The sequence below is a fragment of the Petrimonas mucosa genome, from assembly GCF_900095795.1.
GTDB classification, from domain to species: domain Bacteria; phylum Bacteroidota; class Bacteroidia; order Bacteroidales; family Dysgonomonadaceae; genus Petrimonas; species Petrimonas mucosa.
In genome coordinates, this window is the sequence record NZ_LT608328.1 from 895,051 (window position 1) to 909,774 (window position 14,724).

Consider the following 14,724-nt stretch of genomic DNA (forward strand, 5'->3'; position numbering starts at 1 on the left):
TATTTTGCCCCCTCAATCGGGAGGCTGAAAAGTATCCCGTAAATGTCGGATGTTATATAAATAAACGTGGCCTGTTAGGTCCGAAGCATTCTTTGTTGTCTTGAAGTGTAGCCTGTTTTCAAGGGTGGAGACGAGGGGCTCGAAGAAATGGTTTTTGGTTCAATGAGGCAGTAACTTGGAGATTATTACATGGGCAAAATTATTGCAATGGCAAATCAGAAAGGTGGTGTTGGGAAAACCACTACCACCATTAACCTGGCAGCTTCGTTGGCTGCCTTGGAGAAGAGCGTACTTGTAGTTGATGCCGATCCGCAAGCGAATGCTTCGTCGGGATTGGGTATCGATATCCGGGCGTTGAAACATACAATCTACGAGGGACTTATCGGTAAATGCAAACCTGCCGAAGCAGTGATGAGAACTCCTTTCGAGAACATCGATATCATTCCGTCTCACATCAACCTGGTTGGAGCTGAGCTGGAGATGGTTCAAATGGACAATCGGGAAAGAAGGTTGCACGATCTGCTGAACCCGCTACGGGCAACGTACGATTATATCCTTATCGATTGCTCACCGTCGTTAGGTATCATTACGGTGAACGCGCTTACCGCTTCGAATTCTGTCATTATCCCGGTACAATGCGAATATTTTGCTCTGGAAGGATTAAGCAAGCTGTTGAACACCATCAAGATAATCAAATCGAAACTGAATACGGGCCTCGAGATCGAGGGTTTTGTGCTTACCATGTATGATACCCGTCTCCGTTTGCACAACCAGATATACGAAGAGGTGAAGGGTCACTTCAAGGAGCTGGTGTTCGATACGGTTATCCAGCGTAACATCACTCTCAGTGAATCGCAGAGTCATGCAAAGCCGGCACTGATGTATGATGCCGGATCGCGAGGTGCAATCAATCACATGCAATTGGCACAGGAGCTGATCGATAAAAACAGTTAACTTTTGATAACACTCACGATAGCGTGAAATCAAGGCATATGGCTAAAAAAAACGTATTAGGAAGAGGTTTAGATGCGCTGATTACCATAAACGAGGTTGAGTCGCAAGGGTCTACGTCGATCAGCGAGGTAGAACTGTCGAAGATATTCCCTAATCCCGACCAGCCCCGGCGCGTTTTTGACGAAGAGTCGCTCGAGGAACTGGCTATATCTATCCGGAAGATCGGGCTTATCCAGCCGGTAACATTGCGCCGGGAGGGTGAGGATACGTACCAGATCATTGCAGGTGAACGACGCTACAGGGCATCTATAATGGCCGGGCTGACCTCAATTCCGGCATATATCAAGGCAGCTGACGACAATGAACTGATGGAGATGGCTCTCGTTGAGAACATTCAACGTGAAGACCTGAACTCCATTGAAATCGCCCTGGCCTATCAAAACCTCATCGATTCGCTTTCACTTACCCAGGAGCAGTTGAGTGAACGGGTAGGGAAGAAGAGGGCCACCATCACCAACTACTTGAGGCTGTTGAAACTTCCTGCCGAGGTGCAGATGGGCGTGAAGGACAAGAAGATCGACATGGGGCATGCCCGTGCACTGGTCACCATCAACGACCCCGTAGCACAACTTGCCCTATACAACCGCATTCTGGAGGAGGGATTGTCGGTCCGCAGCGTGGAGACCATTGTCCGTGAGTATACTGAAGGGAAGCCGGTAAGCGGTAAACCGGAGAAAGGTGCCGGGAAAAGCAGCGGCAAACGTTCGGCCGGATCCAGGTCAGACGACTTTGATGCGTTGCGGCAACACCTTTCCAACTATTTCAAGACCGATGTTCAATTCAACTGCAACAAAAACGGAAAAGGAAAAATTACGATCCCCTTTTCGTCTGCTGAAGAGCTGGAACGGATCATCGCGATGCTCGACACAATGAAGAAGTGACGTTTATGCTGAAATACCGTACCATTGTTTGCTTACTGTTCATCAGTGTCGTCTTTCATGTTGAGGCGCAGCAGAACACGGTTCCTCAGCCCCCCGATTCCGTAAAGGTCATCGCACTTCCCGACACCCTTGTCGTGGAGACCGGATTCAAGCCCGATCCGAAGAAAGCGGTCATCTATTCTGCAATATTTCCCGGATTGGGACAGATCTACAACCGTAAGTATTGGAAATTACCGATACTGTACGGCGGATTTGTAGGCCTCTCCTATGCAATTACCTGGAACAACAGCCATTATCAGGACTATTTTGATGCCCAAAGGGCATTGCTGGATGACAACCCCGATAACGATGATATCTGGAAAAAGATGCTGCCATACGGTATGGATCCTGAAACGGCGGACAGGAACTGGTTTTCAGATGTGGTGAAGGACAGGAAAAACTACTTCAGGTATTATCGGGATCTCAGCATAATCATCACTGTGGCGCTCTATGGCCTTGGTATTGTGGATGCCTATGTGGATGCTCAACTCTTCGAGTTTGATGTAAGTCCCGACCTCTCCATGCGTGTGGAACCGGTGCTCATGAATAGAGTGGAGACCAATTACCTGGCAGACTCCTTCGGCTTTAAGTGCAGCATAAGTTTTTGACCTCTTCACGGAGCCTGCCATCTCTTTCCTGAGCCATTGCCCGGTGTTGACAAATGAAATTGACGATTAATTCAAAATAGCATGAAACAGTTTCTATTCGCGCTCCTGCTCTTTACTTTGGTTTTGCCGGCCGGCGCGCAAACATCCGGCACGAAAGCGATCGATCAACTCCTCCCTGTAAGGGGTTTGGCAATTGCAGCTCCCTCCCGTGAAGGGGTAAACCTTTTTGTCAAGTTTATCGATGAGGAGCTTGCTCCCGCTCATATCAACCTGCTTGTTTTGAGGATCGACTGGAATTATGCCTATGAGAGTCATCCCGAGCTGAGAGATCACAACCCGCTTAGCCGCGACGATCTCGGAAAGATCGTAGATGCCTGCAGGCGGAACGGGATCAGGTTGGTACCTCAGATCAACCTGCTGGGACATCAATCCTGGGCCAAGACTACCCACAACCTGTTGCGGGTATATCCGGAGTTCGACGAAACGCCGCATGTCAACACCGAGACCGATTATACCGGGTGGCCCAACGACAAGGGTCTCTATTGCAAGAGCTATTGTCCCCTGCATCCCGATGTCCACAAGGTTGTCTTTGCGTTGATAGATGAACTGATGGAGGCTTGTGACGCCGACTGGTTTCATGCAGGGATGGATGAGGTCTTCTATATCGGTGATGACAACTGTCCGCGATGCAGTGGAAGAGACAAGGCTGAACTCTTTGCCGGAGAGGTGACCAGGATATCCAACCACCTTGCATCGAAAAAGAGGCGTCTGATGATCTGGGGCGACCGACTTATCGATGGCAAGACCACAGGAGTGGGCCTTTGGGAAGGAAGCTATAACAACACCTACCGGGCGATCGACATGATTCCCAAGAGCGTCTTTATCTGCGATTGGCATTACGACAGGGCTGAACCTACTCCCGTCAACTTTGCAACGAAAGGATTCGATGTGGCAGCCTGTCCCTGGAATGTAGCGGAGGTGGCGGCACAACAGCTCGATATGATGATCAACCTGAGGCAGCAATCGAATCCGGTGTTGGGCGAGCGTTTCAGGGGAGTTATCGCAACCGTGTGGACAGGGGTGGATCACTTCCTGAAGAGCTATTACGACCCGGCTACATATGATGGTGACCAAAGCGACAAGAAGAGCGACGCGCGTACACTCAAATCTCTTCTGGTGGCCTACAAGACCATCAATAACCGCTGACCGGGAGTCTCAGCTTTTCAAGCAGCAAAAAAAGAGAGGTTGCCTTTAACGGACAACCTCTCTTAAAATTATGATAACGATCTAACCCCTTTCGTTATACGTTCAACGATACCCGTTTAAATAGGGTTACAGTCAGTTCCTTGTCGCTTTGTTTGAGATACTGCTCGATGGTCAGTTTGTTGTCCTTGACAAACTCCTGTTGCAGCAGGGTAGACTCTTTGTAGAATTTCTGAAGAGCACCCTCGGCAATTCTATCCAACAGGTTTTCCGGTTTACCGGCTTCACGTGCTTTTTCACGTGCAATCTCCAACTCCTTCTCTTTTACTTCTGCGGGAATGGCGTCGGGGGTAACCGAAATGGGGTTCATTGCCGCAACCTGCATGGCCACATCCTTTGCAACGTTTTCAGCCACGTTCTCCTTGTTGAAACCAACAATGGTAGCCAGTTTGTTACCCATATGGATGTAAGCAACCACCGACGGAGCAGTAATGTGTTCGAAATAACCCAGCTCCATCTTTTCGCCGGTAGCACCGATCTTGTCTGTGATCAGTTGGGCTACTGTTCCTTTGTCAAGCTGCACGTTCAACAGCTCTTCCAAGGTTTCGGGTTTATATTCGATAGCGGCATCCAGTATCTGTTGAGTCAGTGCGATGAACTCTTCGTTTTTGGCAACGAAGTCGGTTTCGCATTTCAACGCTACTACTGCAGCATAGTTTCCTTCAGCCTTTGCAAGCACGCATCCTTCGCTTGCCTCGCGATCTTCACGTTTGGAAGCTACTGCCTGTCCTTTTTTGCGAATGATCTCTACGGCTTTGTCAAAGTCGCCATTTGCCTCGTTAAGTGCATTTTTGCAATCCATCATTCCCGCACCTGTCATTTTGCGTAAATGCTGGATTTCTGCCATTGTAACTGCCATATTTCTATGTTTTTTAAGTTGTTTTTGTTTCTGGATATCTGTTGCCCCTATTACTCTTCAACGTCTGCGTCTTTAGCATACTTGCTCACGACAGATGCATTGATGGCATCCTTATCCTCTTTCTTGACGCGCTCTTTCTTGGCAACCTTAGATTTTCTTTCCCTGCGAGGAGCTGCACCTTCCTCATCCTGTTCTTCAGCTGCACTGGCATCCGCTTTTTCGATCTTGCGTTCGTCCAGACCTTCCTTGATAGCTTCGCAGATGTATCCGAGAATCAGATCTACAGCTTTTGCTGCATCATCGTTGGCGGGGATTACAAAATCGATATCGTTCGGATCGGAGTTGGTGTCCACAATGCCGAAAACGGGGATACCCAGTTTGTTGGCCTCTTTTACCGCAATCTGCTCCTTCATTACGTCAACAACGAACAAGGCGGAAGGCAGGCGGGTGAGGTCCTGGATCGATCCGAGCATCTTTTCGAGCTTGGCGCGTTGACGGGTGATCTGAAGTTTTTCGCGTTTTGACAAAGTGTCGAATGTTCCGTCCTTGATCATCTTGTCGATATTGCTCATCTTCTTCACCGCCTTGCGAATGGTAGGGAAGTTGGTAAGCATACCGCCGGGCCAACGTTCGATGACGTATGGCATGTTGACACTCTGAGCTTTCTCCTCGACAACCGGTTTAGCCTGTTTCTTGGTAGCAACGAAGAGAATTTTTTTGCCGGATTTGGCAATCTGTTTTAAAGCCGCAGCAGCTTCTTCGGTTTTTGCAATTGTTTTGTAGAGGTCAATGATGTGGATACCGTTGCGCTCCATGAAGATGTAGGGCGACATTGCCGGATTCCATTTCCTTTTCAGGTGACCGAAGTGCGCTCCGGCCTCGAGTAGTTGGTCAAATTCTAATTTTGCCATTGGTTTGTTTGATTTTATTCGTTTACATTCTTTTTCTTAGTCGAACCGTAAGGTAAATTACCGGGACGATCATCCGCGGGAACGTCCTTACGATTTAGATACTAAACGTCATTAAGTGAACCGGCTATCAAGCAGCGGTCCGTATATATCTTCCGGCCAAATAATCCGGCGAATATACCCCAAAATTAACGTTTCGAGAACTGGAATCTCTTCCTTGCTCCGGGACGCCCTGGTTTTTTACGTTCAACAACACGGGGATCGCGGGTCATGAAGCCTTCGGCTCTCAATGCCGGCTTGTCCTCGGGGTTCAGCTTCACCAGTGCGCGTGCAATAGCCAGTCTGGCTGCTTCCGATTGCCCTTTGTATCCACCACCTTTCAGGTTGATCTTGATATCGTATTTCTCAGTCACGTTGAGTTTGTTCAACGGTTGTTTAACGATGAACTGCAGAATGGATGAGGGGAAATAGTTCTCAAGTTCGCGTTTGTTGATCGTGATCTTACCCGAACCTTCACTCATGAATACACGAGCTACAGCGGCTTTGCGTCTTCCAATTGAATTTATTACGTCCATCTTATTATTTGAGTGTATTAATATCTATTTGTTTCGGTTTCTGAGCTTGATGCGGATGTTCGCTTCCGGCATACACGTACAGGTTGTTCAGGATTGCAGCGCCAAGTTTATTCTTTGGCAACATTCCTTTAATCACTTTACGGAAAAGCTTGTCGGGACTTTTCTTCATCAGGTCGGCAGGAGTAGATTCCTTCTGACCGCCGGGGTAGCCTGAATAACGCAGGTAGATCCGGTCTGTCCATTTATTACCTGTGAGTTCAACTTTGTCCGCATTCACGATGATCACATTGTCTCCACAATCTACATGCGGTGTGAAGCTCGGTTTGTACTTGCCTCTCAGCAATTTTGCCACCTTAGAACTGATTCGTCCTAACGACTGGCCGCTCGCATCGACCACAACCCATTCTTTCTGAGCCGTTTCTTTGTTAACGGAAATGGTTTTATAACTTAACGTATTCACCTCTTTTTGTTTTTTAAATCGTTTAATAAAATCAAGTTTTGATTTTCGCTCCCGTTTTGTCTGGCTAAGGGACTAAATGGCAAATAAAAAGCTATAAATCAAACTTTTAAGTAATAAATTTTAATAATCGGACTGCAAAGTTACAATAATTCAGGTAATTAACAAAGTGTTTTCGGGTGAAAATCAGCTTCGCCATGTTAAAAATTTTTCGGTTTAATTCCGATCTCGCCATCCTGTTTATTGCTCATATGGCCAGAACCCTTTCCCACGGTTGCCGCAGTTGCTTATGCCGATACTCCCTGCCATAAAAGAGCGGTTGAAGAGGTTTTTTGCAAAAATCGAATTTACTGCAACCTAAGTTCAACTTAGAAGTGCAACATCCACGTGTTGTTTTTTGAAATGATTCTTCACAACAATCGTGAAAAACACCGCGGGGGTTTGCCTAACGGCCGGGGGCGCGCAAGCCCCCGAAGAGAGTCGGACAGCAACATAAAAGAAAAAGGAGACCGAAGTCTCCCTAAAATTAACTATTATGTTGCTTATGAAAAAATACAAACAGTTAACTTCAGAACAAAGGTACGCGATTTATTTAGGTTTAGAAAACGGTGACACCCAGCGGACGATCGCGAGCTTGATAGGTGTCAGTCCTTCAGCGGTGTCCAGGGAGTTGCAGCGCAACAAGGACAAGCGCGGGGGCTACTCGTGGCGACTGGCCCACGAGATGGCGATGGAGAGAAGGGAACGCCTGCCCGGCAACCGGTCCACCCCGGAACGGATCACGGAGATGCTGGAAGCCCCGGTGTACTTCACCGACCCCTATTCGGCATGGCAAAAAGGATCGATCGAAAACGCGAACAAGCTCATCCGGCAATACATCCCCAAGGGGGCGTCCTTCAAGGACTATCCACCCGACAGATTGAAGCGGATACAGCACAGGCTGAATGAAAGACCGAGGAAAAAATTGGACTTTAACACACCCAAAGTTGAGTTTTACAAACAATTAATGTAAATTGCACTTGCTGCTTGACTCTGCCCAAAGATAAAAGATAAAAAACATTTGTGTAGTTTTAAAAATTGATTTAACTTTGCAGCCGAAATTAGAAAGAGAGAACGGCCCCGTAGCTTAACTGAATAGAGCATCTGACTACGGATCAGAAGGTTACAGGTTTGAATCCTGTCGGGGTCACTTATTAAGACACATCATTAAAGCTATTGGACTGTGATACAGAAAGATAGTTTTTTATTTTTTCTTGTTTACACGGCATTTGCACGACAGAAGTATCCATCCTACTTTTCGTAATCCTTTCCTGAAGCGGAAAAGTAATAATCACCATCAGCAAATTAATCAATCTGTAAGTTGAGCGAAGATATAATTCCCTTGATTCATTGTTTCTTGCTTTTGGGCGAAGCTAAAAACAAGTTTTCAATTCAAATCGTCACGCCCCAAAAGGATGCCTAACTATGCGATATACAATAATTTCAAAGATCGTTTTTTAATTTAAAGTGCCCCCTAATGAAAAAATGTCTAAAAAATGATGTGTTTTTTACGATTTGGGAATTATTCTTTACATTTTAACAGTCTCTTTTATGAAGTTAATCCTACCTTTGAAGCGAATGTGTAACCTTCAACTGTAAAATAAAGATGGATGAAAAAGAGACAACCCGGACCAACGAAGAATATTATGCCACTCCCGATTTTGAGGTGGTGGAAATTATATTCGAACAGAACTTACTGAGTACAGGTTCAAACACTGATGATTTTGGAGATGGAGGAGACTTTTAATTTATACAAAACAGATCGGCCATGAGAATAATCAGTTTCACTATGACTCTATTGCTGATGCTGTGGTTAACTGCCTGCAGCAATCAGGAGGTTGTTGACAAGGAACCGGAAGCGACACCGGCTCGTCTCCTCAAATTGAAAGCTTCCATGCCGGGTGAGGGGACAAAAAGTGGTACGTTATCCACCCGTCTCACTTTCACGGAGACCGAAGAGGGAACCATCACGGTTCAATGGAAAACGGGAGACAAGATCAACCTCTGCTTTGTCAGCGAAGATGGCACTGTTGTGCGAACGGTTCCGGATGTACCCGTGGCCAATATCTCGGAAAACGGGAAATATGCAGACTTTGAAATAATCATCCCGGAGGCAATCACTGGTACCTTTCATCTCTATGGCATCTATGGTGCTCCCTTCTCGGAGGCAAACAGCAGCATTGTTGTTTTGCCCGCTCCAGCTGGATCCTCTTCAGGAACTGCACTGAATGATACCGAAGCTGTCAGTGTGATGCGGTTTGCAGCAGAGAACCTCACGGAGACCTCCAGTCCACAGGTCTCCTTCAGTCACATAGGCTCTATCTTTTCCGTCTGGATTTATAACAATACCACATCGCCTCTAAATGTGAATCAGATCAAAGTTTCAAGTGAGAATCATGGTTTCCAATGGTTGAAAAACAGTTCCGGCCAGGCCTTGTTTAATCTGGCAGACAATCAATTTATTGCTCCCAATGTGGGTAGTGATTTGCTCTTTTCCTCTTCCAGCCTCTCCATTGCTCCCTACACGACTAGAAGGCTCTATCGCTGGGTGGTACCGGGTGACGCAATTGATTCCTCCGATACATCGAAAAAAATAGACTTTAGCTGCTATACAGGTTCCTATTTTGTTAATACTGTTTCCGCCAGAACACTCCTGGCAGGTAAGTATTACCGGCTCAAGATGGTCTGGGACGGAAGCATTTTCTCCAATATAAAAACACCCACGGAGAACAACCTTGTCGCCTACTGGCCCTTCGACGGTAATGTCGAAGATGCTGTAGGGTCGAATCATGGCACCCTGTATGGGAATGTTACATTGACAACCGGTCGTAAAGGAGATGTGGACGGTGCCTATCATCTGGACGGAAGCAAGGGTGATTACATCCGTTGTGTGACGCCGGGCATCACCGGATCCGCAGCACGTACCATATCACTGTGGGCAAAGGCCGATGCGCTTTCGACCAGTGTGCAGGCTCTCGTTGCATATGGGGAAGATGATGGCAGTTTCTTTTATGGCAGGCGATTTGAGATAAGCCTGAAAACGGGGAATCTGGTTTTTGACAAAGGAGGTACACAAATCAGCAAACCCTCTTCCTTCGTGATCAACAACCGGTGGAACCACTATACGATCGTTTACAAGGGCAGAGAAGCCGGAGAGACAGTTGACACCCTCTACTTTTATGTAAACGGAACCTACCTCTCACCACTCTATACCAGTTCAACGCAACTCGTGAACACCACTCCCCAGCATCCAATTTATTTCGGATCACTCTATGATAAACAGCGTTACTTTAAAGGGGCAATCGACGAGGTGAGGATGTATGACCGTGCATTGTCTCCTTCCGAGGCGAAAGGACTCTACTACAAGGATTGGTCAAACTGATAAAGTCATAACCAAATCCAGGATAAAGATCATTTGTAACATATCAATAGAAACGATACATTTTTAAGTTTTAATACTCAGAGAAAAGCTTTATTTTTCGTTTTGAAACAATCAGAACGAAACGCAAGAGCAAGGCTATAATTACCCCCGAATCTTAGACAACAAGAATCATTAAAATATAAAATGTATATCCGCAGTTATTCCTAAAGAATTTAGCGGAAAAATAGTTATAAATAAGTTCGCAAATGCTTACACAAATCACAGATATTCATTATATTTACATTCTGAACACATGTAATATTTCAAGCTATGAATATCCTGGATTTTGCTATAAATTACCCCGATGAGGAAACCTGTCGGGAAAAATTCAAACAACAAAGAGACCAAATGGGAGTTACCTGCCGTCGTTGTAATTGTAAGGAGCATTATTGGCTGGAAAACAAGCAGGCTTACGAATGCAAGCGTTGCCAAGCGCGCCAGACGCTGCGTTCGGGCACGGTCATGCAGCATTCCAACCTGCCATACCGTTACTGGTTCGTGGCCATGCACCTGCTCACGGCTACCAAGGGCTCCTTTTCCGCCGCCGAGATACAGCGACAGCTGGGGCACAAGCGTTACCAGCCCATATGGGAAATGGTCAATAAACTGCGTGACGTGATGGGCAAGCGTGACGACAAGTACACGCTCGAGGGCGCCATCGAGCTGGACGACGCCTTCTTTTCCACCGAGATATCCGTTGAAGAGAAGGAGAAACCGTTGAAACGCGGCCGTGGAAGCCAAAAAAAGACCAAGGTCCTGGTGATGGCTGAAAGCAAAACGGTTGAAAACCCAAACCGGGTAAAAAACCCAAGAAGGCCAGATACCTGAAGATGAAAGTCATCAACGACTTGAAAGCCGATACAATTACAAAGAATGTCAAAGAGCATGTCGAAAGCACGGCGGATCTGACCACCGATGATTCAACTTCTTACACTAAATTGAAAGAACATGTCCATTCACACACGGCATCCGTTGTTCCACACGAGGAATTGCCTAACGTGCTGCCTTGGGTACACACCGCGATCAGCAATGCCAAACGACAGCTCCTGGGCGTGTATTACAAGGTAAAACCCGAGTATTTACAGTACTACCTCAATCAGTTCTGTTACAAGTTCAACAGGCGTTACTTCGGCGAGAACCAGTTTGACAGGCTGTTGATAGCCGCCGTATCGTGTGCGCCTGATTTCAAATCAAGAATTTACAATAGGAACTATTGCGGATAATCATTATATTTTATCTTGGTGGAAAAACCATCGGAAAATAAAATATAAAAATTTTTCTTTCAACTTTTCCATCATTTTCTTCAAGTTCCAAGCCGTAGCTGCCAGGTATTCGTTGATTTGTATGCCTTTTTCAGCCTACAAGTAATTCTGTTCCATACGGAAATCCTTTTTAAGATGTCCGAAAATAGGTTCAATTGCCGCTCTGGCTCTGCATTTGTTCCGTTTCTGCCGTTTTTGACAAGGGGTGTCTTTGACTTTGGGCTTGCCGGGTGTAATAATGCTTACGTCTTTTATCTGCTTTCGTCCTTTCCCGCCACGGTCATAAATGAGTTCTTTGGGTAGTTTCAACTTATTCTCTTCCATCTGTTCGAGTAACGGTTCTATGGTGTCGCCGTCGTATGGGTTTCCCAAAAATGCTTTTACCGCCGTGATGATTTTCCGCCCTTTTCTGCCCGTGGTGATCATCCCCACTTTATTGCCGAACTCATACTGCTTGTGTGCCTTTCCCTTGGCAATACAGCGGGTAAAGGGTTTATGCAGACTGTAGATTTTATCCTTGTCGTTTTTCTGTTGATTCACTGCACGCTTGCAGAGTGAAAGCGTCTGTTCGTATCGTTTCTTTTGTTCCTCTGTCATTTTACGTTCAAGTTCCCGAAGTTGGATATTGGCGATCGTTTTCAAGCGACGTTTGGCTTTGTCTGCCCGTTTCTTACGTTTGGGATGCTTGCCGTTGTAAGTGTCTCGCAGCAGTTGTTTACTTTCACGGGTGTACCGCTGACGTTGCATGATGCCTTCACTCCCTGCAATGGCATTGCACTTGTCGATAACCTTTTTGCAAAGCTTGGCATCGGTAGGAAAGGTGGTGTTGTTTTCTTGAACAGTAGTGTCCGAAAGAACAAACCCGGTTTGTCCCGGCAGTTTTTTACCGTGAAGTTGTACGCTGTAAGCGAATATTTTTCCTATCCCTTCTTCTCCCACACGGTTACGGAAATGGACAAAATCGCTCGGATCAAAAGGAAACTCATGTTCGAAGAACTCGCATCCACAAAAGTACTGGAAATAAACATCCCGAACCCAATACTCGGGAATACGCTCATCGCCAAGATTGTACAGGTGCTTCAAAAGCAGGCAGCCGACCATCAAACGGATTGGAACGCTTGGCGCACCTCGTTGTGAATACAAAGGTGTAAATTCTTCCTCAAAATATGACCAATCGATCTTGTCTGCCAAAAGAACGAGTTCATGCCCCATATCGATGAAATCTTTCAGCATCGGGCGAAACAAATCGCGTTGTCCTTTTTCCGGTAATTTTCCTAACATGATTTGCAGAGTTTTAGTACCTAAAGATACAAAATATTGCAAAAAAACACAACTGTTTATGAGGTTATTTTACTGAATATCTGATAAATATACGCTTTTAAGGAGCGACTATTTATAGTAAAGATTGTCCCTTTCATCAAAAATAGTCATTTTTCCGATACCGGAACAGGGAAAACATTCAAGGTGAACCCCAAAGGTTTTCTGCCATTGGAATTCACCTTGAATGGGTTGGGTGATTCAGGTCAATCCCTGTAGTCGACCCAGACCTTCATCTGGCCGGGAGCCCGGTTGTCCCAGAGGTAGTAGGGGACAAAGCGGATGGTATCTTCACCGTGGAGAGCATCGATCACCACCACCTCGTCGGTGAGCATGGTCGCTTTCTGCCCGATATACCGGGTATCGGCGGTCAGGTTGATTCCATCGAATGACGGGTTGTCTACCTCCTCCACACAGTAGACCAGCGGTCCCCGTTGGATGGCCCTCTTCCCTGCATTCGCGGTCACCCGCGGGTCTGCCTGGATCACCTCCACCGGCATCTCCAGCGTGAGTGATACCTTATCACCCCTCTTCCAGCTCCTCTCAATCACGGCATAACCCTGTTCAACCGGAACATTCTCTAGCTTCTCGCCATTCACCGTAATCGAATAACTCTTGCACCAACCGGGAATTCTAAGCCGCATCTCTTTCCGAAGCGTCTTCTTCAGCTCTTCCATGCTAATCTCCACCTTCCCGTCCCACGGGTAGCGGGTCTGCTGTTTCAGGGTGAGGCTCTCTTTCCCCAGGTCGATCTTTGCGCTGCTTCCGATATAGAGGTTTACCCACAGGGCATCGCCCGACACGCCGTAGATGTAGTTGCCCACCGACGGCAGGAAGCGGGAGATCTGGCTCGGACAGCAGGCGGTTCCATACCACTCCTTCCGGTGGTGGTCACCCCTCGACGCCAGCGGATTGACATAGAAGAAGCGGTCTCCTTCCAGTGAGATTCCGGCCAGTGCCCCGTTGTAGAGCGATCGCTCCAGCACGTCGGTGTATTTGGAGTCGCCCGTCAGCTGATGCATGCGGCAGTTCCACAATACCATTCCCACCGAGGCGCAGGTCTCGCAATAGGCTTCGTAGTTGGGGAGGTCGTAGGGCCGGGTGAACCCTTCGTTCTGTCTTGAGGAGCCGATACCGCCGGTGATGTACATCTTCCTTAGAACCACATCGTCCCATAACCGGTCCAGTGCCTCAATATAGTCCTTTTCGCCGGTCAATGCGGCCACGTCGGCCATGCCGCAGAAGAGGTACATGGCCCTGACGGCATGTCCCGTAATCTTGCTCAACTCCCTGACCGGGAGTTCATCCTGGTAATACTGCCGGTTCCAGGGACCGTTGGGGCCCCGGTTCCCATAGCCATGTCCCCGCTCCTCCAGGAGCCAGTAGGCAAAATCGAGATACTTCTTCTCGCCGGTCACTTCGTGCAGCTTAACCAGGGCCAGTTCAATCTCTTCATGTCCGGGTACCCAATGCCGTTTGCCCGGACCGAATTGGCTCATCATGTGCTCTATCATCCGGGTAGCCGCCTTCAGCAATTTATCCTTGCCGGTTGCCTTGTAGTAGGCAATGGCCGCCTCCAGTAGATGTCCTGCGCAATACATCTCATGCTTGTCCATGTCGGTCCAGCGGTTTTCCAGTCCTGTCAGCGAATAGAAAGTGTTGATGTAGCCATCCTCCTCCTGTGCTGCCACAAAGAGGTCGATCCACTTGTCGCACTTCTTCTCCAGTTCGGGGTCCGGTTTGTTGACCAGACTGTAAGCCATCCCCTCCAGTGCTTTGTAGACGTCGGAATCGTCGTAGAAGATGCCGGAGTGTTCGCCTTCATCCTTCGCCGCATTCATGAAGTTGCGGATCCGGCCCGTCTTGTTCTCAATCTGGTCGATGCAGACGGGCAGAGTGGTGGTGGCGTGCCTTTCCAGCCGGGGAGACCAGAAGTCGTCGTTGATGGTTACCTGTGAGAAATCGACCTGACGGATCTTTTTCGTGGCAGGCTGCTGCTCCGTCCCCGAGGAGTGGCATCCCCATGCGAGGAGGGGAATCAGCAGGTAAAAAGTGATAGATGATTTTCTCATGAGCTAACT

13 protein-coding genes, 1 tRNA gene and 1 pseudogene are annotated in these 14,724 nt (G+C 47.4%); 9 read left to right on the forward strand and 6 right to left on the reverse strand.

What is annotated here, in order from left to right:
• Positions 1 to 189: 189 nt before the first annotated feature.
• The 4 genes from ING2E5A_RS03540 to ING2E5A_RS03555 all read left to right on the forward strand — a co-directional run bounded on the left by ING2E5A_RS03540 (position 190) and on the right by ING2E5A_RS03555 (position 3,748).
• The gene (locus tag ING2E5A_RS03540; RefSeq protein ID WP_071136218.1) at positions 190 to 954 is read left to right on the forward strand and encodes a ParA family protein; all 765 of its coding nucleotides are present in this window, start codon (positions 190 to 192) and stop codon (positions 952 to 954) included.
• Positions 955 to 992: 38 nt separating this feature from the next.
• Positions 993 to 1,895, forward strand: a complete 903-nt coding sequence (locus ING2E5A_RS03545) for a ParB/RepB/Spo0J family partition protein (protein ID WP_071136219.1) — start codon at positions 993 to 995, stop codon at positions 1,893 to 1,895.
• Between the two features lie 5 nt (positions 1,896 to 1,900).
• Positions 1,901 to 2,542, forward strand: coding sequence for a DUF5683 domain-containing protein (locus tag ING2E5A_RS03550; protein WP_071136220.1), 642 nt, complete (start codon positions 1,901 to 1,903; stop codon positions 2,540 to 2,542).
• An 81-nt stretch (positions 2,543 to 2,623) separates the two neighbouring features.
• Positions 2,624 to 3,748 carry a family 20 glycosylhydrolase gene (locus ING2E5A_RS03555; RefSeq protein ID WP_071136221.1) on the forward strand — a complete coding sequence of 375 codons (1,125 nt, stop codon included), beginning with the start codon at positions 2,624 to 2,626 and terminating at the stop codon, positions 3,746 to 3,748.
• Positions 3,749 to 3,842: 94 nt separating this feature from the next.
• Here the strand turns inward: ING2E5A_RS03555 and tsf are convergent, their stop codons facing one another.
• The 4 genes from tsf to rplM form a co-directional block, all read right to left on the reverse strand.
• Positions 3,843 to 4,664 carry a translation elongation factor Ts gene (gene tsf, locus ING2E5A_RS03560; protein ID WP_071136222.1) on the reverse strand — a complete coding sequence of 274 codons (822 nt, stop codon included), beginning with the start codon at positions 4,662 to 4,664 and terminating at the stop codon, positions 3,843 to 3,845.
• Positions 4,665 to 4,714: 50 nt separating this feature from the next.
• Entirely contained in the window at positions 4,715 to 5,575 is an 861-nt protein-coding gene (gene rpsB / locus ING2E5A_RS03565; protein WP_071136223.1) for a 30S ribosomal protein S2, read from the reverse strand.
• A 185-nt stretch (positions 5,576 to 5,760) separates the two neighbouring features.
• Complete coding sequence (rpsI, locus tag ING2E5A_RS03570; RefSeq protein ID WP_071136224.1) at positions 5,761 to 6,147, reverse strand: 30S ribosomal protein S9; 387 nt, start codon at positions 6,145 to 6,147, stop codon at positions 5,761 to 5,763.
• A gap of 4 nt (positions 6,148 to 6,151) precedes the next feature.
• Positions 6,152 to 6,607, reverse strand: a complete 456-nt coding sequence (rplM, locus tag ING2E5A_RS03575; RefSeq protein WP_071136225.1) for a 50S ribosomal protein L13 — start codon at positions 6,605 to 6,607, stop codon at positions 6,152 to 6,154.
• A 541-nt stretch (positions 6,608 to 7,148) separates the two neighbouring features.
• Between rplM and ING2E5A_RS03580 the strand changes: the two genes are divergently transcribed.
• The 5 genes and pseudogenes from ING2E5A_RS03580 (at position 7,149) to ING2E5A_RS03595 (ending at position 11,287) form a co-directional block, all read left to right on the forward strand.
• On the forward strand, positions 7,149 to 7,616 hold the full coding sequence (locus tag ING2E5A_RS03580) for an IS30 family transposase (protein ID WP_071136226.1): 468 nt from the start codon (positions 7,149 to 7,151) through the stop codon (positions 7,614 to 7,616).
• 103 nt (positions 7,617 to 7,719) lie between these two features.
• Positions 7,720 to 7,793 (forward strand) — tRNA-Arg (locus ING2E5A_RS03585).
• A gap of 456 nt (positions 7,794 to 8,249) precedes the next feature.
• On the forward strand, positions 8,250 to 8,390 hold the full coding sequence (locus ING2E5A_RS15230; protein WP_154670019.1) for a hypothetical protein: 141 nt from the start codon (positions 8,250 to 8,252) through the stop codon (positions 8,388 to 8,390).
• 21 nt (positions 8,391 to 8,411) lie between these two features.
• Positions 8,412 to 10,025, forward strand: coding sequence for a LamG domain-containing protein (locus ING2E5A_RS03590; protein WP_083373170.1), 1,614 nt, complete (start codon positions 8,412 to 8,414; stop codon positions 10,023 to 10,025).
• Between the two features lie 309 nt (positions 10,026 to 10,334).
• A pseudogene (locus ING2E5A_RS03595) lies at positions 10,335 to 11,287 on the forward strand (IS1595 family transposase).
• A gap of 135 nt (positions 11,288 to 11,422) precedes the next feature.
• Here ING2E5A_RS03595 and ING2E5A_RS03600 read toward each other — a convergent pair.
• Both ING2E5A_RS03600 and ING2E5A_RS03605 read right to left on the reverse strand, forming a co-directional pair.
• On the reverse strand, positions 11,423 to 12,607 hold the full coding sequence (locus tag ING2E5A_RS03600) for an IS5 family transposase (RefSeq protein ID WP_231960431.1): 1,185 nt from the start codon (positions 12,605 to 12,607) through the stop codon (positions 11,423 to 11,425).
• 242 nt (positions 12,608 to 12,849) lie between these two features.
• Positions 12,850 to 14,715 carry a glycoside hydrolase family 127 protein gene (locus ING2E5A_RS03605; RefSeq protein WP_071136228.1) on the reverse strand — a complete coding sequence of 622 codons (1,866 nt, stop codon included), beginning with the start codon at positions 14,713 to 14,715 and terminating at the stop codon, positions 12,850 to 12,852.
• Positions 14,716 to 14,724: the final 9 nt, after the last annotated feature.